The sequence below is a fragment of the Streptomyces tirandamycinicus genome (genome assembly GCF_003097515.1).
Lineage (GTDB): Bacteria > Actinomycetota > Actinomycetes > Streptomycetales > Streptomycetaceae > Streptomyces > Streptomyces tirandamycinicus.
The window spans coordinates 5,700,835-5,727,041 of the sequence record NZ_CP029188.1; the positions used below are offsets into that span (position 1 = coordinate 5,700,835).

The 26,207-nt window shown below is 74.4% G+C and carries 18 protein-coding genes; 12 read left to right on the plus strand and 6 right to left on the minus strand.

What is annotated here, in order from left to right:
• Positions 1-25: 25 nt before the first annotated feature.
• Both DDW44_RS24890 and DDW44_RS24895 read left to right on the plus strand, forming a co-directional pair.
• The gene (locus DDW44_RS24890) at positions 26-1,768 is read left to right on the plus strand and encodes a pyruvate dehydrogenase (RefSeq protein ID WP_027733220.1); all 1,743 of its coding nucleotides are present in this window, start codon (positions 26-28) and stop codon (positions 1,766-1,768) included.
• Positions 1,769-1,887: 119 nt separating this feature from the next.
• Positions 1,888-2,301 carry an ATP-binding protein gene (locus tag DDW44_RS24895; RefSeq protein WP_026281453.1) on the plus strand — a complete coding sequence of 138 codons (414 nt, stop codon included), beginning with the start codon at positions 1,888-1,890 and terminating at the stop codon, positions 2,299-2,301.
• A gap of 246 nt (positions 2,302-2,547) precedes the next feature.
• Here DDW44_RS24895 and DDW44_RS24900 read toward each other — a convergent pair whose 3' ends face one another.
• The gene (locus DDW44_RS24900; protein ID WP_017944669.1) at positions 2,548-3,603 is read right to left on the minus strand and encodes a DUF2637 domain-containing protein; all 1,056 of its coding nucleotides are present in this window, start codon (positions 3,601-3,603) and stop codon (positions 2,548-2,550) included.
• Positions 3,604-3,824: 221 nt separating this feature from the next.
• Positions 3,825-4,694: a (2Fe-2S)-binding protein gene (locus DDW44_RS24905; protein ID WP_108907808.1), complete on the minus strand. Its 870-nt coding sequence runs from the start codon at positions 4,692-4,694 to the stop codon at positions 3,825-3,827.
• Positions 4,695-5,308: 614 nt separating this feature from the next.
• Here DDW44_RS24905 and DDW44_RS24910 point away from each other — a divergent pair.
• Entirely contained in the window at positions 5,309-6,001 is a 693-nt protein-coding gene (locus tag DDW44_RS24910; RefSeq protein ID WP_108908940.1) for a GntR family transcriptional regulator, read from the plus strand.
• A 9-nt stretch (positions 6,002-6,010) separates the two neighbouring features.
• Positions 6,011-7,429, plus strand: coding sequence for a WD40 repeat domain-containing protein (locus DDW44_RS24915; RefSeq protein WP_108907809.1), 1,419 nt, complete (start codon positions 6,011-6,013; stop codon positions 7,427-7,429).
• Between the two features lie 143 nt (positions 7,430-7,572).
• On the opposite strand, the gene DDW44_RS24920 is transcribed toward DDW44_RS24915, so the two are convergent.
• Together DDW44_RS24920 and DDW44_RS24925 are read right to left on the minus strand one after the other, a co-directional pair.
• Positions 7,573-8,337 carry a hypothetical protein gene (locus DDW44_RS24920; protein WP_017944666.1) on the minus strand — a complete coding sequence of 255 codons (765 nt, stop codon included), beginning with the start codon at positions 8,335-8,337 and terminating at the stop codon, positions 7,573-7,575.
• 309 nt (positions 8,338-8,646) lie between these two features.
• Positions 8,647-10,410 (minus strand): PucR family transcriptional regulator ligand-binding domain-containing protein, encoded by a 1,764-nt coding sequence (locus DDW44_RS24925; protein ID WP_108907810.1) that lies wholly within the window; start codon positions 10,408-10,410, stop codon positions 8,647-8,649.
• Between the two features lie 281 nt (positions 10,411-10,691).
• Here DDW44_RS24925 and DDW44_RS24930 point away from each other — a divergent pair, with 281 nt between their 5' ends.
• From DDW44_RS24930 to DDW44_RS24960, 7 genes are all read left to right on the plus strand, one after another.
• On the plus strand, positions 10,692-11,582 hold the full coding sequence (locus DDW44_RS24930; protein WP_017944664.1) for an FAD binding domain-containing protein: 891 nt from the start codon (positions 10,692-10,694) through the stop codon (positions 11,580-11,582).
• Positions 11,583-11,584: 2 nt separating this feature from the next.
• Positions 11,585-12,175 carry a (2Fe-2S)-binding protein gene (locus DDW44_RS24935; RefSeq protein ID WP_018888620.1) on the plus strand — a complete coding sequence of 197 codons (591 nt, stop codon included), beginning with the start codon at positions 11,585-11,587 and terminating at the stop codon, positions 12,173-12,175.
• A 4-nt stretch (positions 12,176-12,179) separates the two neighbouring features.
• Positions 12,180-14,588 (plus strand): xanthine dehydrogenase family protein molybdopterin-binding subunit, encoded by a 2,409-nt coding sequence (locus DDW44_RS24940; protein ID WP_108907811.1) that lies wholly within the window; start codon positions 12,180-12,182, stop codon positions 14,586-14,588.
• Between the two features lie 289 nt (positions 14,589-14,877).
• Positions 14,878-16,341 (plus strand): NCS2 family permease, encoded by a 1,464-nt coding sequence (locus DDW44_RS24945; RefSeq protein ID WP_108907812.1) that lies wholly within the window; start codon positions 14,878-14,880, stop codon positions 16,339-16,341.
• 45 nt (positions 16,342-16,386) lie between these two features.
• The gene (locus DDW44_RS24950; RefSeq protein WP_108907813.1) at positions 16,387-17,538 is read left to right on the plus strand and encodes an XdhC family protein; all 1,152 of its coding nucleotides are present in this window, start codon (positions 16,387-16,389) and stop codon (positions 17,536-17,538) included.
• Between the two features lie 459 nt (positions 17,539-17,997).
• A complete protein-coding gene (locus DDW44_RS24955; protein WP_108907814.1) occupies positions 17,998-20,493 on the plus strand; it encodes an FHA domain-containing protein in 2,496 nt (831 codons plus the stop codon).
• A gap of 10 nt (positions 20,494-20,503) precedes the next feature.
• Positions 20,504-21,118, plus strand: a complete 615-nt coding sequence (locus DDW44_RS24960; RefSeq protein ID WP_108907815.1) for an SH3 domain-containing protein — start codon at positions 20,504-20,506, stop codon at positions 21,116-21,118.
• A 186-nt stretch (positions 21,119-21,304) separates the two neighbouring features.
• Here DDW44_RS24960 and DDW44_RS24965 read toward each other — a convergent pair whose 3' ends face one another.
• Positions 21,305-22,579: a streptophobe family protein gene (locus tag DDW44_RS24965; protein WP_206307195.1), complete on the minus strand. Its 1,275-nt coding sequence runs from the start codon at positions 22,577-22,579 to the stop codon at positions 21,305-21,307.
• Between the two features lie 273 nt (positions 22,580-22,852).
• Here DDW44_RS24965 and DDW44_RS24970 point away from each other — a divergent pair, with 273 nt between their 5' ends.
• The gene (locus tag DDW44_RS24970; protein ID WP_108907816.1) at positions 22,853-24,154 is read left to right on the plus strand and encodes a DUF6777 domain-containing protein; all 1,302 of its coding nucleotides are present in this window, start codon (positions 22,853-22,855) and stop codon (positions 24,152-24,154) included.
• A gap of 178 nt (positions 24,155-24,332) precedes the next feature.
• On the opposite strand, the gene DDW44_RS24975 is transcribed toward DDW44_RS24970, so the two are convergent.
• Positions 24,333-26,009 carry a SpoIIE family protein phosphatase gene (locus tag DDW44_RS24975; RefSeq protein ID WP_108907817.1) on the minus strand — a complete coding sequence of 559 codons (1,677 nt, stop codon included), beginning with the start codon at positions 26,007-26,009 and terminating at the stop codon, positions 24,333-24,335.
• Positions 26,010-26,207: the final 198 nt, after the last annotated feature.

The following is a 26,207-nucleotide window of genomic DNA, read 5'->3' on the forward strand; positions in this document are numbered from 1 at the left end:
GCCGGGGTCGTGGATTGATGGTCCCATGGCCAAGCAGAACGTCGCAGAACAGTTCGTCGACATCCTCGTCCACGCGGGCGTGCAGCGGCTCTACGGGGTCGTCGGCGACAGCCTGAACCCGGTCGTCGACGCCATCCGCCGCAACTCGGCGATCGACTGGGTCCCGGTGCGCCACGAGGAGACCGCCGCGTTCGCGGCCGGCGCCGAGGCGCAGATCACGGGCCGGCTCGCCGCATGCGCCGGCTCCTGCGGCCCCGGCAATCTGCACCTGATCAACGGCCTGTACGACGCCCATCGCTCGATGGCCCCGGTCCTCGCCCTGGCCTCGCACATCCCGTCGTCGGAGATCGGTCTGGGCTACTTCCAGGAGACCCATCCGGACCAGTTGTTCCGGGAGTGCAGCCACTACTGCGAGCTGATCTCCAATCCGCAGCAGCTGCCGCGCCTGCTGCAGACCGCGGTCCAGCAGGCCATCGGCCGCAGCGGCGTGAGCGTCGTCGCCCTCCCGGGGGACATCGCCGCACGCCCCGCTCCGGAGAAGCCGGTCGGGCACGCCCTCGTCACCTCGCGCCCCACCGTCCGGCCCGGGGACACGGAGGTCGACGCCCTGGCCCGGATGATCGACGAGGCGGACCGCGTCACGCTCTTCTGCGGCAGCGGGACCGCCGGTGCGCACCACGAGGTCATGCAGCTCGCGGAGCGCGTCAAGGCACCGGTCGGTCACGCGCTCCGCGGCAAGGAGTGGATCCAGTACGACAACCCGTACGACGTCGGCATGAGCGGACTGCTCGGCTACGGTGCCGCCTACGAGGCGACCCACGAGTGCGATCTGCTGATCCTGCTCGGCACGGACTTCCCGTACAACGCCTTCCTGCCGGACGACGTGAGGATCGCCCAGGTCGACATCCGGCCCGAGAACCTCGGCCGCCGGTCCAAGCTGGACCTGGCCGTATGGGGCGATGTGCGCGAGACACTCCGCTGTCTCACCCCGCGGGTGCGGCTGAAGAGCGACCGGCGCTTCCTCGACAAGATGCTGAGGAAGCACACGGAGGCGCTGGAGGGCGTGATCAAGGCGTACACCCGCAAGGTCGACAAGCACGTCCCCATCCACCCCGAGTACGTGGCGTCCGTCCTCGACGAAATCGCCGCCGACGACGCCGTGTTCACCGTGGACACCGGCATGTGCAACGTCTGGGCGGCCCGCTACCTCACCCCGAACGGCCGGCGCCGCATCATCGGATCCTTCAGCCACGGTTCGATGGCGAACGCCCTGCCGCAGGCCATCGGCGCCCAGTTCGCCTGCCCCGGCCGCCAGGTCGTCTCGATGTCCGGGGACGGCGGGTTCACCATGCTGATGGGTGACTTCCTCACCCTGCGGCAGCACGATCTGCCGGTCAAGATCGTGCTGTTCGACAACTCCTCGCTCGGCATGGTCGAGCTGGAGATGCTGGTCGCCGGTCTGCCCTCGTACGGAACGGGCAACCTCAACCCGGACTTCGCCGCGATGGCCCGGGCCGCGGGGGTGTACGGCGTCCGGGTGGAGAAGCCGAAGCAGCTGGCGGGTGCCCTCAGGGACGCCTTCGCGCACGACGGTCCGGCTCTCGTCGACGTCGTCACCGACCCGAACGCGCTGTCCATCCCGCCGAAGATCAGTGCCGAGATGGTGACCGGATTCGCGCTCTCCGCCAGCAAGATCGTGCTGGACGGCGGCGTCGGCCGGATGGTCCAGATGGCCCGCTCGAACCTGCGGAACGTACCGCGTCCGTGACAGCGCGTGAAAACGGCAGGCGTGACGGCACGGCGGCGGGGCATGCATTCCGGGAGTGCCTGTTCGAGCCGGACGGGACAAGCGACGGAAGGGACCGTTCCGACGTGCGGTGGGGGAGAATGGCAGGGCGTCAGGAGGGGGCCGGCGCCGCGCAGTTGCGGCGCAGTGTCAGGCGTGCCGACCTCAGGGCGGTGGCGGAGGTGAGGAGGGCGCTGCGGGCCCTCCTGGGTCACTGGGGCGAGCCGGGTTCGGCCGAGGTGGCGGAGCTGCTGACCAGCGAGTTGGTGACGAACGCGCTGGTGCACACGGAGGACGGGGCCGTCGTCACGGCCACGGTGGCACCCGCGCGGCTCCGGGTCGAGGTGCGGGACTTCACGGCGGGGCTGGTGGAGCCGCCCGCCGAGACCGTGCCCGACGGGAGTACGCACGGCCGCGGGCTGCTGCTGGTGCAGAGCCTGGCGGACGCGTGGGGGGTGCGCTCCCACGGTCTGGGCAAGGCGGTGTGGTTCGAGCTGCACGGCGGTCGGGCGTGACGGGTGCGCGGCGGCCGGGACCCGTGCGGCGGCGGGGACCCGCGAGGTGGCTCGGAACCTCCGGGGCGTACGTACACGGACGGGCGGGACCCCGTCGAAGGGTCCCGTCCGTGCCGCCGGCCGCGCGCTGCGGCGCACCACTGATCGTCTGCGGCCGACCGGTGTCCGGAGGTTGCCACGCGGTCCGGTGGACTGCCGTGCGGCGTAAGGAGGTTGACGTAGGGAAAGCGCGACTGTCGTACGGTGTCAGCCGAACTGCTGCTCGAGATGCTTGAGCTTCCGCTCGAGGGAGTCGAGGCGCGGCAGGGCCTGGGTGTCGTCCTCGGCGGTGAGGTCGACGGTGACGGGGTCACTGCCCTTGACGGCCTGCAGAGGCGGGCGTGAACGGGCCGGTATCTGACCGGACTCGGCTGTGGCGGGCTCCGCGGCGGATCCCACGGGAGGGACGGAGCCCGCGAGCGCGCCGCCCACGGTGGCGGTGACCTCCACCTGCCGCCCGCCGCGGCGGCCCCACGCCCGGTGCTGCCGGCTGAGCGCCCGCAGCCGCGCCCGCTCCAGCTTCTCCTGATCGCGCCGGCGCATGCGCTCCTGCTCCTTCTGCCTGCGGTCCTCGCGCACCTCCTCGACGGCCTCGTCGAGGGTCCGCACGCCTTCGAGCAGCATCAGCGACCAGGCGCCGAAGGTCTCACGGGGCGCCCGCAGCCACCGTACGACCCGGATCTGGGGCAGGGGTCTCGGCACCAGGCCCTGCTCACGCAGCGCCGCCCTGCGGGTCTGCTTCAGCGCCCGGTCGAAGAGCACGGCCGCGGACAGCGACATGCCCGCGAAGAACTGCGGGGCGCCGTCGTGGCCGAGTCCGCGCGGTGCGTGGACCCAGTTGAACCAGGCCGCGGCACCGGCGAACATCCACACCAGTATGCGCGAGCCGAGCGCCGCGTCGCCGTGGCTGGCCTCTCGCACCGCGAGCACCGAGCAGAACATGGCGGCGCCGTCGAGGCCGAACGGGACCAGGTACTCCCAGCCGCCCGAGAGGTTGAGGTTCTGCCGCCCGAAGCCGACCAGGCCGTGGAACGAGAGGGCCGCCGCGACCGCTGCGCAGCAGAAGAGCAGGAGGTAGGAGGCGGTGCCGTAGACGGCCTCCTTGCGCCGGCGCCGCTCCTCGCTGCGTTCCCAGGAGTCCTCGGCCGCGGCATCGCCCCGGGCGCGCCTGCCGCGCGCGAGCACCGCCACCGCCGCGACGACCCCTGCGAGCATCACGCCGCCCGGAAGCAGCCAGTCGAGCGATATGTCGGTCAGTCTCATGCGGTGTCCCTTGCATCTGCATCGCGTTGGGCGTTTCGCGCGCCATATTGGCCGAAGTGCCGTCGCGGACAGGGGGTTTCCCGGCAAGAGGGCGCCAACAGGTGTGCAGGGTCTGCGAATAGGTGCATTTGGCTCGAACGAGCCTTCGGGCAAGGGGAATTGAGTTCGAATGTCGCTGTCGGAGGGCGCCGGGTGCCCGGCGGCGGGGGAGCGCCGGAGGGTCAGTCCTGTGCGGTGAGCCGACGCACGCGGTCGGCGTCGCAGGTGCGAGGGCAGGTGACACAGGTGTCCTCGGGGCGCAGGGTGTAGAACAGGCAGCAGCTCGCCCGGTCCCTGGTGGGCAGCGGCTCCCCGGACGGCCCGGTGAGCTCGCGGAAGCCGGCCGTGCCGACGTACGGCTTGGTGGTACCGGGCAGCAGGGCCGCAAGCTCCGTCATGGCCCGGCGCTCCTCGCCGAGGAGGTGCGCCACGTACCACAGGCCCTCGACGATCTCGTCCGTCGCCATCCCCCACAGTGCGCGCCGCCCGCGCCGCATGCGCGGGCCGAAGCCGTCGAGGATCGGCTCCATGTGCCCGGCGACGGCGTCCCGTACTTCGGCGCGCAGCGCCTCCTCGTCGGCGACCACCCGTGCGCCCGGGAGTGCGGCCGCGGCATCGCCGGGCAGGCAGGCGAAGGTGCGGACGCGGACGGCCATCCGGCCCCGGGCCCGCTGGTACGAGACGTCCTCGACCGGGAGCCGCGGCACGCGCCGTTCCAGGAACCACGGCACCGTGATCAGCAGGCAGGCCGGCCAGGCGTAGCGGTGGAGCCCGAAGCTCGCCACGACGTCCTGGCGGGCCTGCTGTCCGTAGTCCTGCCGCACCTGTGCGTCGTCCCACGCCAGGAACGCGTCGAGAGCCGCGCCGCCGGCCGCCAGGTCCGCCGCCGCCACCCAGCCGGCTCCCCGCGGGGCCTGCTCGCCGTCCGCGAGCTGCCGCACTCCGAGGCCGGGGAACACCGCGGACATGCGCGCGTACGCGCCGGTCACGGGCTCCGCGGCGGCCGAAGGTGCGGGAGGCCGCGCGTCGTGGAGAACAGCGGGGACCGTCATGCGGGGACCACCGAATCTCGGTCGTTGGCAGGTTAGCCTTACCTTACCCGACGTGATCCGTGTTTGAACTGTGACCCCGGCCCCCTATCGTGCAGGCAGGACCCGAGCCGTGCCGGCCGGGCCCGGAACGCAGCCGGAGGAGGACCCGAGTGGAGCAGGGCCGAGCGCGCGGCCACGCCGCGGCGACGCCGTCCGCGCCCGTGCGTGTTCCCGGGCAGGCACGGGCCGAGCACTCTCCCCTCCCCGGCCCGAACGCCCGCCCCGGCCCGAACGCCCTCCCCGGCCCGAACGCCCTTCCCGGCCCGGGGGCGAGCCGGACCCCCGGCCCCGATCCCGCGGCTCCCCGCGGCCCGCTTCCGGAGCAGGGACCGAATCCCGCGCACGGCCCGGCGCAGGCGCGGGCGGAGCAGCCCGCGCCGGAGCACCGGCACCGTCCCGCACCGGGGCCCCTGCTCGGACAGGGGCCGCCCGCCACGATCCCCGGGCAGACCCGCGAGGAGCGTGCCCCGGGCGCCCGGCCGTCCTCCGGCGAGCGGGGCAGCGGCCCGGGCGCCGGAGCAGCCCGCGGGCCGTCCGGTACCGACGGCTCCGTCCCGCGCCGGCGTGACCCGGGCGTGGAGCCCGCGTCCGCCGCGCAGGTCCGCGGTGAGCACACCCACGGCGAGTCGCCGGTGCCCGGCACGGTCGTCCGTCGCCACTCGGTGCGCGGCCAGGTCCTGGACGCGCTGCGAGCGGCCCTCGTCAGTGGTGAACTGCGCCCCGGCGAGGTCTACTCGGCGCCCGCGCTCGGCGAACGGTTCGGCGTCTCCGCCACCCCCGTACGCGAGGCGATGCAGCAGCTCGGCCTCGAAGGCGCGGTGGAGACGATCCCGAACCGGGGCTTCCGCGTCGTGGTGCGCACGGCCCGGGAACTGGCCGAGCTCGCCGAGGTGCGCGCCCTGATCGAGGTTCCGGTGATGCTGCGGCTCGCCCGTACCGTCCCGCCCGCGCGCTGGGCCCAACTCGTCCCGCTCGCCGAGGCGACCGCGGCCGCCGCCGCGACCGGCGACCGGGCGGGCTATGCGGAATCGGACCGCGCCTTCCACCGCGCCGTCCTCTCCCTCGCCGGGAACGACCAGCTCGTCGCCGTCGCGGACGACCTCCACCGCCGCTCGCAGTGGCCCCTCATGAGCTCCCCGGCGCCCCGGCGGGCGGACCTGGTGGCCGACGCGGCCGAGCACTCGGCGCTGCTGGAGGCGCTGATGGCGCAGGACCTGGCCGTGGTGGCCTCCCTGGTACGGGAGCACTTCAACGGCGCGGACCGCTAGGCGGGAAGGATGACCGACCCGGTCCCGGTCCCGGCCCGGAGCGTGCGCGGCACGGTGTGGGCCCTGGCCAACCGGTTCGGCGTCGTGGCCAGGACGCCCGGCGAACTGGTCGGCGCACTCACGGGTCTCGGACCCACGGGCCCGGCCGTCGTGACGCGCCCCCCGGGTGCCGGGGTGCCGGCCGAGGTCGCCGAACTCGTCGGCGCCCTGCGGGACCTGGGCCACATCCGGCTGGTCACCGCACCCGGGCGGGAGCCGGGGAGCGGGGGTGAGGCGGCCTGCGTACCGGCACCTGAGGCGGCCTCCGCCCCGTCCGGTGCCGGGGCTGCCGCGCTCCGGGACGGCCCCGGTCCGGCGGCCCCCGCCAGGCCGACGGACCTCGACGACCCGGCCGCGGTCTGTGCCGCGGACCCCGCCGCGGTGACGGCCGCGTACGAGTGCGGCACCGGCGGTGCGCACGGGGGTGGCGGTGCGGACGGTAACGCCGATGGGCACGGGGGCGGTGGTGCGGACGGCCACGGTGGACTGCGAGCCGCCTGGTTCCGGGCCGGACAGTCGCTGATCCGCGAACAGCCGCCGTCCGGGCGGGCACTCGTCCTGCTCACGGCGCTCGGCGACGACGCCGACCCGCGCCTGCGCCCCGCTCTGGGCGCCCTTGCCGCGAACGCCCCGTGGCGGTCCGACTGGACGCGGGTACGCGGCGACGTCTCCCCGCCCTGGCCCGGTCCGGTGGCGGCGCTCGCCCAGGGGACGGGCACCTGGGCGGAGCACCTGCTCGTCGCCGATCAGCGTGGAGCGATACGCTCCGTGCACCCCGCCGACGCCACGCCCGCGCCGGGAACGGCCACCCTGCCCGTACGGATCACGGCTCTCGCGCCGCGGCCCGACGGCGACCTGCTGATGCTGGACGAACGCGGCCGCCTGCACACCCATGGGGAATCCACGCTGACGGACGCGGTGGCCGCCACACTGGACGCGCATCCCGGCACCGCGCTGGCCGCCTCGGGCACGCTGGTCCTGGCCGGCGACCGCCACGGGTCACTGCACGCGTTCGGTCACGGCGGGCTGCACCAGACCGCCGCTCACCGCGGCCGGGTCACCGCGGTGGCGGTGGCGGACGGCCCGGCGCCGCTGGTGTGCAGCGGAGGGGCCGACGGTACGGTCCGCATCTGGACGCCCGGCCGCGGTCCGGAGACCACCCCGCTCGCGGAACGGGGCTTCCCGGTGACCGCAATCGCGGTCCACGGCCGGACGCTGGCCGTCGCCTGGGCCGACGGGCTCGTCGAGCTCCGCCGCTTCGGTACGCACAAGACCCTGGCGTTGCGGCCCGGCCCGCCGGTGCGGGCGGTGGCGGTGACGCGGGACGGGTCGGTGGTCGTCGGCACGGACGACTCGCTCTTCCGGGTCACGGCCCGCTCTCCGCGCTGACCTGCCGCTGCCGCCGCGTCCCGGGCCCGTCCGGCGCCCGGTGCGTCACGCCGCCGGGGGCCTCCGGACGCCTGCCGGTGCCGGTCCGCGGCCCGGTGTGTCACGCCGCCGGACGGTCCCGGGCCGGTCCGTGGCCTGGTGTGTCACGCCGCCGGGGCCGGCGGGGCCAGCTGGTCCGCGAGCCAGGTGGGGACGCCGCCGAGCAGGCGGAAGAGGCGGGCCGCCTCGGTGCGCAGCCGGGAGGCCTCCGGTTCCGGCTCCGTGTCGGCGAGCGCCGCCAGCGCCGGGGCCGTTCCGATCAGATAGCCCAGCTCCTCGCGGATGCGCAGGGACTCGGTGAACCCCTGCCGTGCCTCGGCGAGTTCGCCGTCGCGCAGCGCGAGCGCGGCGAGATGGCGCCAGGTGAAGGAGAGCAGCAGCGTGTCGTCGTGGGCGAGGGCACCGGCGTGGGCGCGGTGGTACGCCGCCCGGGCGGCCTGCGCCGAGTCGGCGAGGTGTTCGGCGACCAGGCCCCGGCGGAAGTCGAGGAGCGGCCGGCCCGCGGCGTCCGGCGCGAGCAGGGCCGCCGCCCGGCCGAGGGCGGCGCGCGCCTCGTCGGCCCGGTCGCGCACGCCCAGCACGGTGCAGGCGTAGGCGAGTTGACCGCGCTCGCAGGCGGCCGAGCCGCGCTCGTCGTCGCTCTGCGCCGCGGCCTCCGCCGTGCGCAGGGCGTCCTCCGCGTCCGCCCAGCCGGCGCCGGTGAACAGGCAGCGCTCCACGAGGAGCGAGGCGCGCTGCAGGGTCAGCGCGGCGGACGCCGTGCGGGGTGCGAGCAGGGCCGCCGCGTCCGTCCAACAGCCGCGCGAGCGCAGCCGCCATACCGCGGTCTGGAGTGGATCGTCACCTGCTGTGGTTCCGGAACCAGACATGGCGGCATACGCCACATTGCCCTCCCCGAGCGCGCCATTGTGCTGTTGAGTCAGACGGAATGAGAGCACGGATCGGGCTGCATGGCCAAGGGGTCTGGTGAATCAATTCACAATCGTCGGGTGCCGGATCCGTGAAGGCCGTGCAATTCCGGTGCGATACGGGCCCCGCGGCCGCATCGCAGACATTCGGGTGAACGTATGTACGCCGCTTGACGGGGACTCACCACGCGCGGGCGCGTAGCGAATCCCCTCGCGGAACCACGTTCGTCTGCCGTACCGGCCGCCTCCGGCGGGACGGCCCCGGCCGCTTCAGCTCATCCGCAGGGCCAGGAAGAAGTCGAGCTTGTCCTCCAGCCGCGACAGGTCCCGGCCCGTCAGCTGCTCGATCCGTCCCACCCGGTAGCGCAGCGTGTTCACATGCAGATGGAGCCTGGTCGCGCAGCGCGTCCAGGAACCGTCGCAGTCCAGGAACGCCTCGAGGGTCTCGATCAGTTCGGCGCGGTGGCGGCGGTCGTAGTCGCGCAGCGGGTCGAGCAGCCTGGCCGTGAACGCCCTGCGCACGTCGTCGGGGACGAACGGCAGCAGCAGGACGTGCGACGCCAGCTCGTGGTGGCCGGCCGCGCACACCCGGCCCGGGCGGGCGGCGGCGACGCGGCGGGCGTGCCGGGCCTCCTCCAGGGCGCCGCGCAGCCCTTCCGCGGAGTGGACGGCGGCGCTGACGCCGAGCGTGAGGCGGCCGTCGTCGGCGAGCCCGGCGGAGAGCGTCTCACGGACCGCGGCGAGCAGGGCGTCCGCGTGCAGCCCGGCCCCGTCCTGCCCGGGCTCCGGCTCGCCGGCCCGTCCCTCCTCGCCGAGCCCCGCCTCCCCGTGCCCCGCCCCGTCGTGCCCCGCGTCGTCCGGCGACGCCCCGGCGGGTCCGGCCGCCGGGAGCGGGACGAGCGCGACGGCCTCGGTGCCGGTGTGGGCGACGGCGATCCGGTCCGCGGTCTCGGAGCCCGGGTCCGCCGGGTCCACGAGGATCTCCTCCAGCAGCGACTGGGCCGCCGGGCCCGCCTCGACGGGGGAGCCGCCCCGCGCGTCCCAGTCGACACGGGCCACGACGACCTGCCAGTGCGGCGCCGTGCCGAGGCCCGGCAGCAGGACGGGCGCGGCGACCCTCAGCCTGGCGGCGATCTCGGCGGGCGGGGCGCCCGTCTGGACGAGCTCCAGGACCTCCTGGGCGAGGCGGCGCCGGACGGTGCGGGCCGCGTCCCGCCGGTCCCGTTCGACGGCGATCAGCTGGGTGACGCCCTGCAGCAGATCGAGCCGGGCGGCCGGCCAGTCGGACGCGTCGGCCTCCACGGCCAGCAGCCAGTCCGACAGCACGGTCTCCCGGACGTCCCGGGAGGCCGGTGCGGCAGACCGGCCCGTGTTCCGGATCGGGAACAGCGAATACGTGGTGCCCCGGACGGTCGCGCGGTGCGGGCCGCGCCGTCCCGTGCGGGTCGCGGCCAGATGCTCGGCGGCCAGCACGGCGCCGGCCCCGGGCGGCAGCGGTTCGCCGGCCCCCGCGATCCGGCGGCCGGTGGGGGAGAGGACCCAGGCGCGAAGGTCCAGGTCGGAGCCGAGGAGGTCGAGGACCACCTCGGGGCCGCCGCCCGCCGGACCCGAGGTCATCAGCCGGCGGTGGCGGTCGACCACCGCGGCCAGGTCACCGGCCCGCTCCCCCGACACCTGGCGCACCACATGCTCGGTGATGGTCGCGAACGCGACGTCCTCGTTCACGGCGAAGAGCGGCAGCCTGTGCCGTTCGCAGGCCACGACGAGGTCGTCGGGGATGTCGCCGAGTTCCGCCTCGCCCGCGGCCAGTCCGACGACCCCCGCGCTTGCGAGAATGCGTACAAAAGGCTCGGAGTCATCGGCGCTGCGCCGCCAGGCGAGCCCGGTGAGCACGAGTTCACCACCCGAGAGGTAGCGGCTCGGGTCGCGGAGGTCGGTCGTCATCACGCCGCGGACGGTGCGGTCCAGCTCGTCGTCGCCGCCGAGCAGCCGCAGTCCCAGCGCGTCGGTCTCCAGCAGTGCGCGCAGCCGCATCTCGTCGCCGCCGATCTGTCGTGTCGTGCCGTTGGACTGTGCAGAGGGGAGTGCCGGGGGTTTCGGGATCAAAACGGACCGGTAAACGGCCTCCGCCTTTCGTTCGAATCTACAAGACGAGGGTGGCGACCAGCCAACTCCTTCATGGTTTCGGTGACTGCACCCGGCGGGGCGGTCCTTGTGTACTGGGCCACACCGCGTTAACAGGACATGAACATCCAGCCAGGGCCGGCCGTCCCCGGGCCCCAGTGAACGACCGAATCACGTAGAAGAGAGCCACCATGGACTTCCTTCGCCCCGCCAGCTGGGAGGAGGCGCTCGCCGCGAAGGCCGAGCACCCCACCGCTGTGCCCATCGCGGGTGGCACCGACATCATGGTCGAGATCAACTTCGACCACCGGCGGCCGGAGCACCTCCTGGACCTGAACCGCATCACCGAGCTGAGCGAATGGGAAGTCGGCGAGGAGAGCGTCCGGCTCGGCGCGTCCGTCCCGTACACGCGGATCATGGAAGACCTCCGGACCGAGCTGCCGGGTCTGGCGCTCGCCTCCCACACCGTCGCCTCGCCGCAGATCCGCAACCGCGGCGGCGTGGGCGGCAACCTCGGTACCGCGTCCCCCGCCGGCGACGCCCACCCGGCCCTGCTGGCCGCCGGCGCCGAGGTCGAGGTGGAGTCGGTGCGGGGAACCCGGCTCATCCCGATCGACGCGTTCTACACCGGTGTGAAGCGCAACGCGCTCGCCCCGGACGAGCTCATCAGGGCCGTCCACATCAGGAAGGCGGACGGACCCCAGCAGTACTCGAAGGTCGGCACCCGCAACGCCATGGTCATCGCCGTGTGCGCCTTCGGCATCGCGCTGCACCCCGGGACCCGCACCGTGCGCACCGGCATCGGCTCCGCCGCGCCCACCCCGGTGCGCGCCGAGGCCGCCGAGGAGTTCCTGAACGCCGCGCTCGAGGAGGGCGGCTTCTGGGACAGCGGCAAGATCATCACTCCCTCGATCGCCAAGCAGTTCGCCGAGCTCGCCTCCGGCGCCTGCAACCCGATCGACGACGTCCGCGGTACCGCCAGGTACCGCAGGCACGCGGTCGGCATCATGGCCCGCCGCACGCTCGGCTGGACCTGGGAGCAGTACCGCGGCAGCGGCCGCACGCTTGAAGGAGCTGCATAACCATGCGGGTGAATTTCACGGTCAACGGCCGTCAGCAGGAAGCCGACGACGTGTGGGAGGGCGAGAGCCTCCTGTACGTGCTCCGCGAGCGTCTGGGACTGCCCGGCTCCAAGAACGCCTGCGAGCAGGGCGAGTGCGGTTCCTGCACGGTCCGCCTGGACGGTGTCCCGGTGTGCTCCTGCCTGGTCGCCGCCGGGCAGGTCGAGGGCCGCGACGTCGTCACGGTGGAGGGCCTGGCGGACTTCGCCCGGCAGCGCGCCGAGCACGGACACGGCGGGTGCGCCACCGGCGCCTGCGGTACGCCGCTGCAGGAGGCCCGGCAGTGGTCCGCCGGGGGAACGGACTCGCAGACCGGCGAGGGCACCGAACTGTCCCCGATCCAGCAGGCGTTCATCGACGCCGGCGCCGTGCAGTGCGGCTTCTGCACCCCGGGCCTGCTGGTCGCCGCCGACGAACTGCTGGAGCGCAACGCCTCCCCGTCCGACGCGGACATCCGCGAGGCGCTCTCCGGCAACCTGTGCCGCTGCACCGGCTACGAGAAGATCCTCGACGCGGTCCGCCTGGCGGCCGCCCGTCAGGAAGAGGCGGTCTGACACCATGGCGCCCGACACCCGAGTCACCACCGTCCCGGCCGGCACCCCCACCGAGGTCACCCAGGGGTCGCAGACCAAGGGCGGCATCGGCGAGTCCACGCTCCGCCCCGACGGCACCCTCAAGGTCACCGGCGAGTTCGCCTACTCCTCGGACATGTGGCACGAGGACATGCTGTGGGGCCAGACGCTGCGCTCCACCGTGGCGCACGCCGAGATCCGGTCCATCGACATCTCCGAGGCCCTCGCCGTACCCGGCGTCCACGCGGTCCTCACCTACGACGACCTGCCGACGGACACCAAGAACTACGGACTGGAGATCCAGGACACGCCCGTCCTCGCGCACCGGAAGGTGCGCCACCACGGCGAGCCGGTGGCCCTGGTCGCCGCCGACCACCCGGAGACCGCCCGCCGCGCCGCCGCCAAGATCAGGATCGACTACGCCGAGCTGCCGCTGATCACCGACGAGGCGTCGGCGACGGCCCCCGGCGCCGTCCTCGTCCACGAGGGCCGCGACGACCACCACATCGGCCACGTCCCGCACCCGAACATCGTGCACCGCCAGCCCATCGTCCGCGGCGACGTGGCCCGGGCCCGCGAGCGCGCCGACGTCATCGTCGAGGGCGAGTACGTCTTCGGCATGCAGGACCAGGCCTTCCTCGGACCGGAGTCCGGCCTCGCCGTACCCGCCGAGGACGGCGGTGTCGACCTGTACGTCGCCACCCAGTGGCTGCACTCCGACCTCCGCCAGATCGCCCCGGTCCTCGGCCTGCCCGAGGAGAAGGTGCGGATGACGCTCTCCGGCGTCGGCGGGGCCTTCGGCGGCCGCGAGGACATCTCCATGCAGATCCACGCCTGCCTCCTCGCGCTGCGCACCGGCAAGCCCGTGAAGATGGTCTACAACCGCTTCGAGTCCTTCTTCGGCCATGTGCACCGGCACCCGGCGAAGCTGTACTACGAGCACGGCGCCACCAGGGACGGCAAGCTCACCCACCTAAAGTGCCGGATCGTCCTGGACGGCGGCGCGTACGCGTCGGCGTCCCCGGCGGTCGTCGGCAACGCCTCCTCGCTGTCGGTCGGCCCGTACGTCGTCGACGACGTCGACATCGAGGCCATCGCGCTGTACACCAACAACCCGCCCTGCGGCGCGATGCGCGGCTTCGGCGCGGTGCAGGCGTGCTTCGCCTACGAGGCCCAGATGGACAAGCTCGCGGCGAAGCTGGGCATGGACCCGGTGGAGTTCCGGCAGCTCAACGCCATGGAGCAGGGCACGATCATGCCCACCGGGCAGCCGGTGGACTCGCCCGCCCCGGTCGCGGAACTGCTGCGCCGCGTCAAGGCCCGCCCGCTGCCGCCGGAGCGCCAGTGGGAGGTCGCGGGCGGCGAGGCCGACGTGCGCGCCCTGCCCGGCGGACTGTCCAACACCACCCACGGCGAGGGCGTCGTCCGCGGTGTCGGCTACGCGGTCGGCATCAAGAACGTCGGCTTCTCCGAGGGCTTCGACGACTACTCGACGGCCAGGGTGCGCATGGAGGTCGTCGGCGGCGAGCCGGTCGCGACCGTGCACACCGCGATGGCCGAGGTCGGCCAGGGCGGTGTCACCGTCCACGCCCAGATCGCCCGCACCGAGCTGGGCGTCACCCAGGTGACCATCCACCCGGCCGACACCCGGGTCGGCTCCGCCGGATCCACCTCCGCCTCCCGGCAGACGTACGTCACGGGCGGCGCGGTGAAGAACTCCTGCGAGCTGGTCCGCGAGAAGGTCCTGGAGATCGGCCGCCGCAAGTTCGGCTCCCACCACCCGGCCTGGGCCACCGCCGAACTGCTGCTGGAAGGCGGCAAGGTCGTCACCGACGCCGGCGAGGTCCTCGCCGACCTGGTGGACGTGCTGGAGGACGAGGCCGTCGAGGTGGAGGCCGAGTGGCGGCACCGCCCGACCGAGGCCTTCGACCTGCGCACCGGCCAGGGCAACGGCCATGTCCAGTACTCGTTCGCGGCACACCGCGCCGTGGTGGAGGTGGACACGGAGCTGGGCCTGGTGAAGGTCGTCGAGCTGGCCTGCGCGCAGGACGTCGGCAAGGCGCTGAACCCGCTGTCCGTCGTCGGCCAGATCCAGGGCGGCACCACCCAGGGTCTGGGCGTGGCCGTCATGGAGGAGATCATCGTCGACCCGAAGACCGCGAAGGTGCGCAACCCCTCCTTCACGGACTACCTGATCCCCACCATCCTCGACACCCCGACCATCCCGGTCGACGTGCTCGAACTCGCCGACGAGCACGCCCCGTACGGGCTCCGCGGCATCGGTGAGGCGCCGACCCTCTCCTCCACGCCGGCCGTCCTCGCGGCGATCCGCGCCGCGACGGGCCTGGAGCTCAACCGGACGCCGGTACGCCCGGAGCACCTCACCGGCACCTGAGCCGCCGGGGTTCCGGGGGCCACCGTCCCCCGGAACCCCCGCCGCCCCCTCGCGGGGCCACAGAACCTCCGGGGACCCGTCCCCGGGCCGCCGGGCGGCGCACGCGGCGCCCGGCACCAGCAACACCCGAAGAACTGCGGACCGGACCCCGAGGGTCCCCGTCCCGCAGACCGTTCGTCTCGGGCCGTCCCCCGGGTCGTGCAGCCAGCGCAAGATCCCAAATCCCGCAACTCGGGCGAAGTCCCGACCGCCCTGCGGGTGCCCCTGTGAACCTTGGGAGTAGGCAACCATGACCCAGTCGTCAGTGGAGCCGAGAACCGCCGCTGAGGACGCCGGCTCCGGCTCGCGCGTCCCCGCCGGACGGTCCTGGCTCGACCGGTACTTTCACATCTCCGAAAGAGGATCGACTCTCGCGCGCGAGGTGCGCGGCGGCATCACCACCTTCATGGCGATGGCGTACATCCTCCTGCTCAACCCCCTGATCCTCAACGGCGAGGACGTTGCGGGCAACGTCCTCAGCCAACCGGGACTCATCACTGCGACTGCCTTCGCGGCCGCGGCGACCACCCTGCTGATGGGCTTCATCGGCAAGGTCCCGCTCGCCCTCGCGGCCGGCCTGAGCGTCTCCGGCGTCCTCGCCTCGCAGGTCGTTCCGCAGATGACCTGGCCGCAGGCGATGGCCATGTGCGTGATGTACGGCCTGGTGATCTGCCTGCTGGCGGTCACCGGCATGCGCGAGCTGATCATGAACGCGATCCCGCTCGCGCTCAAGCACGGCATCACCATGGGCATCGGCCTGTTCATCGCGCTGATCGGCCTGGTCAAGGCCGGATTCGTCGGCAAGGGCGCGGAGTTCGGCCCGCCCGTCACCCTCGGCGCCGGCGGCGAACTCGCCGGCTGGCCGGTACTGATCTTCTGCTTCACCCTGCTGCTGATCTTCATGCTGCAGGCCCGTGCGATACCCGGCGCCATCCTCGTCGGCATCGTCATCGGAACCGTCGTCGCGGTCGCCGTCCACAACATCGTCGGCCTCGACGCCAAGGCCTGGAACATGTCCCCGCCGGAGCTCGCCGGCGGCGCCGTCTCCATGCCCGACTTCTCGCTCTTCGGGCACGTCGAGTTCGGCGGCTGGGGCGACATCGGCGCGATCACCGTCGGGTTCATCGTCTTCACCCTGGTGCTCGCCGGCTTCTTCGACGCGATGGCCACCATCATCGGCGTCGGCACCGAGGCCAGGCTGACCGACGAGCGCGGCCGGCTGCCGGGCCTGTCCAAGGCCCTGTTCATCGACGGCGCCGGCGGTGCGATCGGCGGTGTCTCCGGCGGCTCCGGGCAGACCGTGTTCGTCGAGTCCGCCACCGGCGTCGGCGAGGGCGCCCGGACCGGTCTCGCCTCGGTCGTCACCGGACTGTTCTTCGCCGCCTGCCTCTTCTTCACCCCGCTCACCGCGATCGTGCCGCCCCAGGTCGCCTCCGCGGCGCTGGTCGTCATCGGCGCGATGATGATGCAGAACGCCCGGCACGTGGACTGGGGCGACCGCGCCGTCGCCATCCCGGTCTTCCTCACCGTCGTGCTGATGCCGTTCACGTACAGCATCACCCCCGGTGTCGCCGCGGGTGTCATCTCGTACGTCGCCATCAAGGTCGCCCAGGGCAAGTCCCGGGAGGTGGGCGGCTTCATGTGGGGCCTGACCGCGATCTTCATCGTGTTCTTCGCCCTGAACCCGATCGAAGGCTGGCTCGGCGTCCACTGAGCCCGGCCGCGCCCTCCACGCATCCACCACCCCGAGGAGACCGACATGCTGGACATCGCCGACGAGCTGAGCCGGTGGGTTGGGCAGGGACGTGACTTCGCCGTCGCCACCGTCGTGGCCGTCGGCGGCAGCGCACCCCGCCAGCCCGGTGCCGCGCTCGCCGTCGACAGCGACGGCACGGCGATCGGCTCGGTCTCCGGAGGATGCGTGGAGGGCGCCGTCTACGACCTGTGCCGGCAGGCGCTCGCGGACGGCCGGTCCGTGCTGGAGCACTTCGGCTACAGCGACGACGACGCCTTCGCCGTGGGCCTGACCTGCGGCGGCACCATCGACGTCCTCGTCACCCCGGTCCGCGCGGACTCCCCCTCCCGCGACGTCCTCGCGGCGGCGCTGGCCGCCGCCGCACAAGGAGAGGCGGCGGCGGTCGCGCGGATCGCCGACGGCCCCGCCGAGCTGATGGGCCGCGCGCTCCTGGTCCGTGCCGACGGCTCCCGCGAAGGCACCCTCGGCGGCCACCCCGAACTCGACCGCACCGCCGCCGCCGAGGCCCGCGCCCTGCTGGAGGCCGGGCGCACGGGCACCGCCGGCATCGGCGCGGACGGTTCCCGCTGCGGCCGCCCGCTCACCCTGCTCGTCGAGTCCAGCGTCCCCGCCCCGCGGATGATCGTCTTCGGGGCGATCGACTTCGCCTCCGCCCTGGTCCGCGTCGGCAAGTTCCTCGGCTACCACGTGACCGTGTGCGACGCCCGCCCGGTCTTCGCCACCAGGACCCGCTTCCCCGAAGCGGACGAGATCGTCGTCGCATGGCCGCACCGCTACCTGGAGTCGACCGAGGTCGACGGCCGCACGGTGCTCTGCGTCCTCACCCACGACGCCAAGTTCGACGTACCCCTGCTGGAGCGGGCCCTGCGGCTGCCCGTCGCCTACGTCGGGGCCATGGGGTCCCGCCGCACCCACGAGGAACGCAACGCCCGGCTGCGCGAGGCGGGCGTCGGCGAACTCGAACTCGCCCGGCTGCGCTCGCCGATCGGCCTCGACCTCGGGGCCCGCACTCCGGAGGAGACCGCGGTGTCCATCGCGGCGGAGATCGTCGCGGGCCGCCGCGGGGGCAGCGGCGCCCCGCTGGCGGGTGCCCACACACCGATCCACCACGACGGCCCGCGCATACCGGCCCAGACCATCGGGTCCGTCGCCTGAGACGGGGATCGCCGCCGCGCCGGAGGCCCTGCGGGCCGCGCGGCCGTCGACCGGCCACCTGCTTCCCTTCGGGGCGTGACTGCTCCCGGTGGCGGGGTTCCCCCCGGGTGGGTGGCTGCTCCCGGCGGGTGACTTCTCCCGGTGGCCTGGCTCTCCCGGGGCGTGGACTCCTCCGCCCGCGTGGCGCGCGCCGCGTCACGGCTGCCGGTGGCTCTTCGTGCCGCTCCGTGGCTCGCGTGCCGGCGGGGGAGGGGCGCGGTACCGCTCCCTCGGGCCTCCGCCGGGGCCGTCCTGGCGGCGGGCGCCCGGCCGGGTGCCCGCCCCCGCCCGGGGTGCGGCGAGCCCGGCCGCGGGAGGCGCGGCGGCGATCGGGCGGGTAGAGGCGACCGGGCGGGTAAGGGTGGCCGGGCGGGTAAAGGCGATCGGGCGGACAAAGAGGGCAAAAGTTAAAATCGTCGCATGGCTGAGCGGCCCGCAGCGCCGACCGCGCCCGAGCTGGTCATCGAAACCGACGGGGGTTCGACGCTCATGAGCCCGGGCCGGGAGTACCACGTCGGTCGGGATCCCCTGAGCGACATCGTCCTGGAGGACGCTCGGGTGTCCTGGCACCATGCCGTCCTCAGGACCGTCGCGGACCACTGGACGGTCGAGGACGAGCACAGCACCAACGGCACGTACGCCGACGGCCGCCGCGTCCACGAGTCGGGCGTGGGACCGGGCAGCGTCATCCGGTTCGGCAATCCGCAGGACGGCCCCCGTGCCGTGCTCGTGGCCACGGCACGCGGTCCCTCGTCCGCGCGCGCACCCGCCGCCCCCGAGCCGGTCGCCTCCGAGCCCGCCGCCCCCGAGGCCGCCGCCCCCGTGCTCGCCGCCCCCGAGTCGGTCGCCTCCGAGCCCGGGTCCCGAGGACCGGACGTTCCGCCCCCGGGGGAACCGGCGCCACCCGGACCGGCGCCGCCCGCCTCCACGGGGGCCGCTCCCACGAGCGCGTACCGGCAGCCCACCACCGTGCGCCCGCTGCCCACCCGCACGGTCCGCATCGGCCGCGCGGCCGACAACGACATCGTGATCGACGACCTCATCGTCTCCCGCCGGCACGCCGAGCTCCGCGCCCACCTGGACGGCCACTACGAGATCGTCGACCTCGACAGCCACAACGGCACCTACGTCAACGGCCAGCCGGTGACCCTGGCGGCGATCTCGCCGGGGGACACCGTCGGCATCGGCCACTCCACGTTCCGCCTCGTCGGCGACGAGCTGCAGGAGTTCGTGGACTCCGGCGAGATCTCACTCGACGTGCAGGACCTCGCCGTCACGGTGGACGAGGGCCGCAAGGTGCTCCTGGACCATGTGTCGTTCCCGGTCGGCGAGAAGTGCCTGCTCGCCGTGGTCGGCCCGAGCGGCGCCGGCAAGTCGACCCTCCTCAACGCGCTCACCGGCCTCCGCCCCGCCGAACACGGCACCGTCGTCTACGACGGACGCGACCTGTACCGCGACTACGCGGAACTGCGCAGGCGCATCGGGCTCGTACCGCAGGACGACATCCTGCACATCCAGCTCACCGTGCGCCGCGCCCTCGGCTACGCCGCAGAACTGCGCTTCCCCGAGGACACGGCGCCCGCGGAGCGCGAGGCGAGGGTCGAGGAGGTCATCCGCGAACTGGGCCTGGAGCAGCGCGCCGACCAGCCCATCCACAGTCTCTCCGGCGGCCAGCGCAAGCGCGTCAGCGTCGCGCTGGAGCTGCTGACGAAGCCGTCCCTGCTGTTCCTCGACGAGCCCACCTCGGGCCTCGACCCGGGCATGGACCGCTCGGTGATGCACATGCTGCGCGGACTCGCCGACGACGGCCGTACGGTCATCGTGGTCACCCACAGCGTGCTCAACCTCGATGTGTGCGACCGGCTGCTGGTCCTGGCGCCGGGCGGCCGGGTCGCCTACTTCGGCGCACCCGAGGACGCCCTGGAGTTCTTCGGATTCGACCAGTGGCCGGAGGCGTTCGAGGCGTTCGAGAACGACGACTCGCGTGACTGGGCGGGCGAGTACCGCGCCTCGGCGCAGCACCGCCAGTACATCGCGCTCAGCCCGCAGCCGCGGGCCGAGCCGGAGCGCCCGCCGGTGGCGGCGGCGCCACCGCCCAAGTCGCAGAGCTGGCTCGGTCAGTTGAGCACCCTGGTCCGCCGCTACGTATCCGTACTGAGCGCCGACCGCACCTTCATCGCCATCATGATCGCGCTGCCCTTCGGCATGGGCGTCATGGCCCGGATCCTGGCCGGCAGCAAGCTCACCCTGGACACCGCCATGGACGCCCTGCTGGTGCTCTGCGTCGGCGGGGTGCTGACGGGCGCGGCGAACGCGGTCCGCGAACTGGTCAAGGAGCGCGTGATCTACCGCAGGGAGCGCGCGGTCGGCCTGTCCAGATCCGCGTACCTGACCTCCAAGGTGGTGGTGCTCGGCTCGATCACGGTCGTCCAGGCGGTCGTCCTCACCCTCGTGGGCCTCTTCGGCGTCGACCTGAACGCGCCCGGCGGCGAGGGCGTGCTCCTGCCCCCGCTGCTCGAGATCACGCTTGCCGTCGCCCTGCTGTCGTTCACCTCGATGATGCTCGGCCTCGTGATCTCCGCGCTGGTGCCCAAGGAGGAGGTCACCATGCCGCTGCTGGTGCTCCTCACCATGGTCCAGATCGTCTTCTGCGGCGCCCTGCTCAAGCTCGACGGCGTGGTGGGCCTGGAGCAGCTGGGCTGGCTGGTGCCCGCGCGGTGGGCCTTCGCCGCGATGGCGGGCACGGTCGACCTGGCCCGGATCGTCCCCGGCAAGGACACCACCGACCCGCTCTTCGACCACATCGCCGCGGTGTGGCTGACGAACATGGGCGTGCTGGTGCTGCTCAGCATGGCACTGTGGGTCGTCATCGCGGTGCTGCTGCGGCGGCACGAGCCCGCGGTCATGCGGAAGTGACGGGGTGCCGATGACCGAACCCGCCGCCGTCCCTGGCTTCAGCCCGACGCACGTCGTCCCCGGTGACGGCCTGCCCACCTGGCAGGCGCCGGACGTCGGCAGCCCCAGCGTCCCCCTCGACCCGTTCCTGCCGGTCGAACTCGTCGACCGGCGCGGCGACTGGGGGCGGGTCATGTGCGCCAACGGATGGTCGGCCTGGGTGGACGGGCGGCTGCTCGTCGCCGTGCCGCAGGCACCGCCCTCGGCCGGGCAACCGCTCGACCGCACGTCCGACCCGCAGCCGCTGCTCGCCCGGGCGGAGGAGGTGCTCTCCGAGTACCGCCGGGCCGCGGGCGAACTCGCCGCGGGCCGGGCCGACCGGGAGACGTTCCGCCGGCGCACCCGGGGGATGCGGCTGGGGGTGGTCGTGGACGGGGAGACGCTCTGGCTGTACGACGCGGAGAGCGGGCGGTGGATGTACTGCGACGGCGCCCGGGCGGCCCCGTTCGCCGTCGACGGGCCTCCGCAGACGCGGCGCGAGGCCTCGCCGGAGCCGCCCAGGAACGCCACCGCACCCGGCCGGAGCGCGCCTCCGCCGCCGACGCGGATCACCGAGACGGGCCGCGGGCGGGGCACGTCCGGCTGACTCCGTTCCCTGCTCCGTCCCCTGCTCCGTCCCCCGCTCCGTCCCCGCTCCGTCCGTCGTGGGCCGTGCTCGTCGCGTCGCGGCGCGTCCGGCCTGTGCTCCGGCCCCTCCCGGCCCGCCCGTGCTCCCGTCGCGGCGCGGCCGGCCGGTGCTCCGTCCCGTCGGCCCGTACGGCGCCGGGACGGCTCAGCCCTTCACCGCTCCCCGCCGCCGTACCGGTGCCGCCAGCAGGGCGCCGAGCAGTCCCGCGACGATGCCCCAGCCGAGGCCGATGCCCACCGCAGCCCACAACCGGGGCTGCAGCGACACCTCCCCGCCGAGCCCCTCCAGGTCCCCGACGCCGAGGAGCGAGAGCCCGACGCGGGCGGCGATCCGGCCGGTGAGGCACACGACGAGCACCGTGAGGGCCAGGGCCGCACCCATCCGCAGGGCGTGCTGCCAGGGCCGCGTCCGGGCGGGGGAGCGCGCCGCCATCAGGAAGGCCGCCGCGGGTACCAGCACCGCCGCGACGACCACCAGCCACCACGCCCGCGCGTCCTGCTCGGCCAGGGTGGCCACGTTCAGCGTGGCGCGATCCTCCCCGCGCAGCACGCTGTCCAGCACCTGCGGCATGGGGAGCCCGAACGGCCCCTCGACTCTGCCCTCCCAGGTCGCCCCCATGCCGAGGGTGAGCGCCGGCCAGGCGAGGTTGGGCAGCCCGAGCAGGATCACGGCGAAGGTCCGGCCCGGGTGCCCCTGGGTCACCGCGACCACGATGCCCGCGCACAGCCCGACCACGACGTACGCCAGCAGCAGCCACACCATGGCGTACGCGGCGGGGCGCACCACCTCCTGGACGCCCACCAGCCGCGGGGGCAGCGGGGCCCTGCGCGACACCAGGAGGGCCAGGGCGGCCACGCCGATCAGCCACAGCAGTCCGTAGAGCAGAGTGGGCCCCGTCTCGGCACGGAAGCCGACCCGGGGTGCGGCGTCCAGGAACTCGCCGATGTCGGTCAGCGGGGAGTCCTCCCCGAGCGGGATCCGGAACGTGGTGCGGGCGACGGCGGTGAGTCCCGCGAGGGCCGCCAGCCACAGGACCGCCAGCCGGGCGAACCGGCCGAGCAGTTCGCGGGTGCCCGCCACGGCGCGGTGCCGCAGCGGCCGAAGGAACGCCGTCGCCACCACCAGGGCTCCGACCAGGCTCACCGACAGCGGCATCACCGCGAGTTCGGCCTGGGACCGGGCCAGGAACCCCGCGTCCCCGGCGAGCGCCACCTCACCACCGGCGGCAAGGACCACGACCGCCGCCACGACGCGGGGGAAGGCGCCGCCGGGAAGGTCCGCCGCACCGGCCGCCCACAGACCGGCGGCGGCCACGGCGAGCATCGCGGCGAAGCCCGCCACGACCGCCACCAGCGCGTCGCGCCAGTCCCGCAGACCGTGCGCGGCGCCGCGCCGGGGAGTGGGGGGCTGACGGCTCACGGTGCCACCGTAAGCAACGGCAACCCCTGCCGCGCGCCCGGCTGGTCCGACCGGTTCGGCCCGCGGCTGCCCGCCCCGCCGCGCCGGGCCTGGTCGTCCGGCCGGTTGGGCTCGCGGGCCTCGCCCCGCCGCGCCCGGCTGGTCCGGCCGGGTTCGGCTTGCGGGCCCCGCCGCGGCCCGGCACACAATGAGGGGAAAGCACCTCGGACTCCGGCACGGCCGGTGGGTCCGGGACCTCCGGGAACGGACGTCCCGGACTGGGAAGTAGGGCCCGTGAGCGTGCAACCGCCCTCGGGGCGACCCGCAGGACCTCCCTCCGGCCCGCTCTCGGGCGGAGGGGCGGCACCCCCGCCACCCCCTCCGCCGCCTCCCGGACGAGGGGGCGGCGGACCGTCCGGCCCCGCGGGCACCGGGCCGGGCGGTCCGGGCCCCTGGTGGCACTCGGTCCGGAAGGTCGCCGCGATCACCGCGGCCGTCGTCGCGGCCGTCGCGCTCGTCGTCGTCCTGACCCGCCCCGGCGGCACGGGCGGTACCGGCACCGAGATCCAGCTCCAGACCGCGTCCGAGGCCGGTCCCGAGCCGTTCACCCGTTCGACGGCGAAGGTCCCCGCCACGCCGCAGCCGCGCGCCAGGCTGCCGGCGTCCACCGAGAGCCCCGCCCCGGCGGGCACCCACATCACCCGGGGCGTCGACGGCGGGACGCCCGGCCTGTACGGCGGGACGGAGAGGACCGCGAGCTGCGACACCGAGCAGCAGATCCGGCTCCTCGCCGGCGCCCCCGACCGGAACCGGGCCTTCGCCTCGGCCCTGGGGCTCTCGCCGGCCGCGGTCCCGGGGTATCTGCGTGCCCTGACGCCCGTCACCCTGCGCATGGACACCCGGGTCACCAACCACGCCTTCACGGACGGTGCCGCCCGCCCCTACCAGGCCCTCCTGCAGGCCGGCACCGCAGTCCTCGTCGACGACCGCGGGGTGCCGCGCGTGCGCTGCGCCTGCGGCAATCCGCTCCTGCCGCCGGTCTTCGTCCGGGGCCCCGCCGAGCGCACGGGCGACGCCTGGCCCGGCTACGACCCGGCGGAGACCGTCGCCGTCACCCCGGCGCCCGGGCCCGTCCGGGTCTTCGTCGTGTACGACCCCGAGGAGCAGGACTACTTCGCCCGGGAGAGGGGCGACGACGGCAAGAAGGACGGACCGGCGCCGCCGCCGCGGGACCCGTCCACTCCGGTCCTCGTGCCGCCCGAGGAGGCGACCGCGGCCCCGTCCGACACGGAGACCACCGGGAGCCCGCGCCGTGAGAGCCCGGGATCGGGCACCGTGTCGCCGCCGGCCACCGACGGCACCGCCCCACCCGACCGGCGGAGCCCGGGCGAGGAGACCTCACCCGGCCGTCCGGCGGAGGACGCCACCGGGGGCGAGCCGCCGACCGGCGCCCCGACCGGGGAGCCGCCCGCCCCGCCGCCCGACGGCACCGGGGAGCCCGTCCCGGACGACCCGCCCCCGCCCCCGACCTCGGGCCCGGCGCCCGACGACCAGGGGCCCGTACCCCCGCCGCCCTCCCCGGCCGCGTCGCCCTGACGGTGTGCGCACGCGTCGCCGTGACGCTGTGCGAACGCGTCGCCCCGACGGTGCGGGCACGCGCCGCCCGCACCGCCCGGGGAACGGCCGGGGAAGGGCCGGGAAGGGCCGCGGTCCGTGCGCATCGGCCGGCGGTCCCGTGAGCCGTACGACCCGGACGCGGCGGGCCGCCGCGGGCTCATCGCCTCCCGTCCTGGAACGGCCGCTGATCCGCCGAGTGCGGGCGGCGCCTGCGGATGCGCGCCGCGAGCAGGGCCACGTCGTCCTCCGCGTGCTCGGCGTCCAGCTCCCGGACCACGGCCTCGACCATCTCGTCCACCGAGGCCGTGCACGGCATCCGCACCCGGATCAGTCTCCGCAGCGAGTCGTCGATGTCCTCCCCGCGCCGCTCCACCAGGCCGTCGGTGTACAGCAGCAGGGTGTCGTCCGGCGTCAGGGACCGGGTGACGAGCTCGTAGCCGCCCACACCGGTGCCCAGCGGAGGCCCGGCCGGTACGTCCACCAGCTCGGCGTGCCCGTCGGCGGCGAACACCACGGGCGGCAGGTGCCCGGCACTCGAGAAGGACCCGAGCCCCCGCGCCGGGTCGACCCGGGCGAGCAGACACGTCGCCGGCCGCGCCATGGTCTCGGATATCGCGATGTCCAGCTGCCGCAGCACCCGGTGCGGCGGCAGATCGGCGGCGGCGACGTCGCGCAGCATGGACCGGTACGTGTTCATCTCCACGGCCGCCTCCACGCCGTGCCCCATCACATCGCCCATGACGAGCAGCGTGCGGCCGTAGTGGAGGCGCACCGTCTCGCACCAGTCGCCGCCGACGATGTTGCTGCTGCCCGCGGGCAGGTAGCGGGTCGCGAAACGCAGATTGGGGTGCGGCTTGCCCGGCTCGGCCAGCAGGGCGCGCTGCAACTCCACCGACCTGCGCTGCTCGGTGGCGAACTCCCGGGCGTGCGCGACGCCCACCGCCGCCCGCCGCGCCGCGTGGCGGGCGACGGTGATGTCGTGCCCGGTGAAGGCCGCGCCGGTACGGGCCAGCAGCGCCACCCCCATGACCTGCCCGCCCGGACCGCCGCCGTCGGGAGGCCTGGTGAGCGGAACGGCCAGGACGGCGGAGTGCCCTGCGGCGTCGTACTCCGCCGCGGGCAGCCCGGACTCCACGGCGCGTGCGGCGGCCGACTCCGCACGCGGCCGGAGCCGTTCGCCGTCGGTGAGCAGGTCCACGGCTCCGGATCCGGCCACGCGGCACATCATCGCCGCCGACGGCCGTCTCGGCGGCGGCGCGCCCCTCTTCAGGGGCGGCGGGAGCAGGGCGACGGAGGCGGCCTCCGAGATCCACGAGCCCAGGAACTCCGCCAGCTCGCGGCAGGTGCCGCCCTCGTCGAGCGAGGTGCCGATCCGCTCCACGGCCTCGTCCGCCGCGGCGAGCCGGGCGTCGGCCCGGGCCAGTTCCTCCTCCGGCCGGGGCGCGGAGCTCTCGGCCACGACGCACATCAGCCCGGTGACCGTCCCCTCGTTCTCCAGGCGGAGACAGGTGGTGTGGCAGCGCCCGCCGGGGCCGGTGACCCGGGTACGGGGGACACCGTCGGCGAGTACCTCGTCCGGCAGTCCGGTCGGGGTGCCGAGGTACTGCTCCGCGGCCGGGCTCGGCCGCCGGCCGACGAGACCGGCCTCGGACTCGCCCGTGATCCGGCAGAAGGCGGGGTTGGCGAAGCGGTAGCGCAGATCCGCGTCCAGGACGCCCACCCCGGCCGCGCTGTCCCGCAGGTCATCGCCGCCGGGCCAGCCGCCGGGTTCGTCGGCGTGGGCCGTGGGGAGCCCGTGACGGCCCTGGTGCCGGTACCGAGGGCCGGTAGCCACACGCTCACCTCCTCCCCCCGCGGGGCGGTGACCTCAGCTTCCTCCAGAGCCTCCTCGCTCGCATCAGCAGGCGGGAGCGCTCCGCTGCGCGCTCCGCGCCCTGGATTCGCGCCCCTGCGTTCGGCTCCTGCGTTCGGGCCCTGGATTCGTGCCCCTGCGTTCGGGCCCCGGATTCGGGCCCCGGATTCGGGCCCCGGA

What these genes read in the sequence shown, in the direction of transcription:
- DDW44_RS24890 (WP_027733220.1), top strand. Translation starts at nt 26, where the DNA reads ATGGCCAAGCAGAACGTCGCAGAACAGTTCGTCGACATCCTCGTCCAC.
- DDW44_RS24895 (WP_026281453.1), top strand. Translation starts at nt 1,888, where the DNA reads ATGGCAGGGCGTCAGGAGGGGGCCGGCGCCGCGCAGTTGCGGCGCAGT.
- DDW44_RS24900 (WP_017944669.1), bottom strand. Translation starts at nt 3,603, where the DNA reads ATGAGACTGACCGACATATCGCTCGACTGGCTGCTTCCGGGCGGCGTG.
- DDW44_RS24905 (WP_108907808.1), bottom strand. Translation starts at nt 4,694, where the DNA reads ATGACGGTCCCCGCTGTTCTCCACGACGCGCGGCCTCCCGCACCTTCG.
- DDW44_RS24915 (WP_108907809.1), top strand. Translation starts at nt 6,011, where the DNA reads ATGACCGACCCGGTCCCGGTCCCGGCCCGGAGCGTGCGCGGCACGGTG.
- DDW44_RS24920 (WP_017944666.1), bottom strand. Translation starts at nt 8,337, where the DNA reads ATGTCTGGTTCCGGAACCACAGCAGGTGACGATCCACTCCAGACCGCG.
- DDW44_RS24925 (WP_108907810.1), bottom strand. Translation starts at nt 10,410, where the DNA reads ATGCGGCTGCGCGCACTGCTGGAGACCGACGCGCTGGGACTGCGGCTG.
- DDW44_RS24930 (WP_017944664.1), top strand. Translation starts at nt 10,692, where the DNA reads ATGGACTTCCTTCGCCCCGCCAGCTGGGAGGAGGCGCTCGCCGCGAAG.
- DDW44_RS24935 (WP_018888620.1), top strand. Translation starts at nt 11,585, where the DNA reads ATGCGGGTGAATTTCACGGTCAACGGCCGTCAGCAGGAAGCCGACGAC.
- DDW44_RS24940 (WP_108907811.1), top strand. Translation starts at nt 12,180, where the DNA reads ATGGCGCCCGACACCCGAGTCACCACCGTCCCGGCCGGCACCCCCACC.
- DDW44_RS24945 (WP_108907812.1), top strand. Translation starts at nt 14,878, where the DNA reads ATGACCCAGTCGTCAGTGGAGCCGAGAACCGCCGCTGAGGACGCCGGC.
- DDW44_RS24950 (WP_108907813.1), top strand. Translation starts at nt 16,387, where the DNA reads ATGCTGGACATCGCCGACGAGCTGAGCCGGTGGGTTGGGCAGGGACGT.
- DDW44_RS24955 (WP_108907814.1), top strand. Translation starts at nt 17,998, where the DNA reads ATGGCTGAGCGGCCCGCAGCGCCGACCGCGCCCGAGCTGGTCATCGAA.
- DDW44_RS24960 (WP_108907815.1), top strand. Translation starts at nt 20,504, where the DNA reads ATGACCGAACCCGCCGCCGTCCCTGGCTTCAGCCCGACGCACGTCGTC.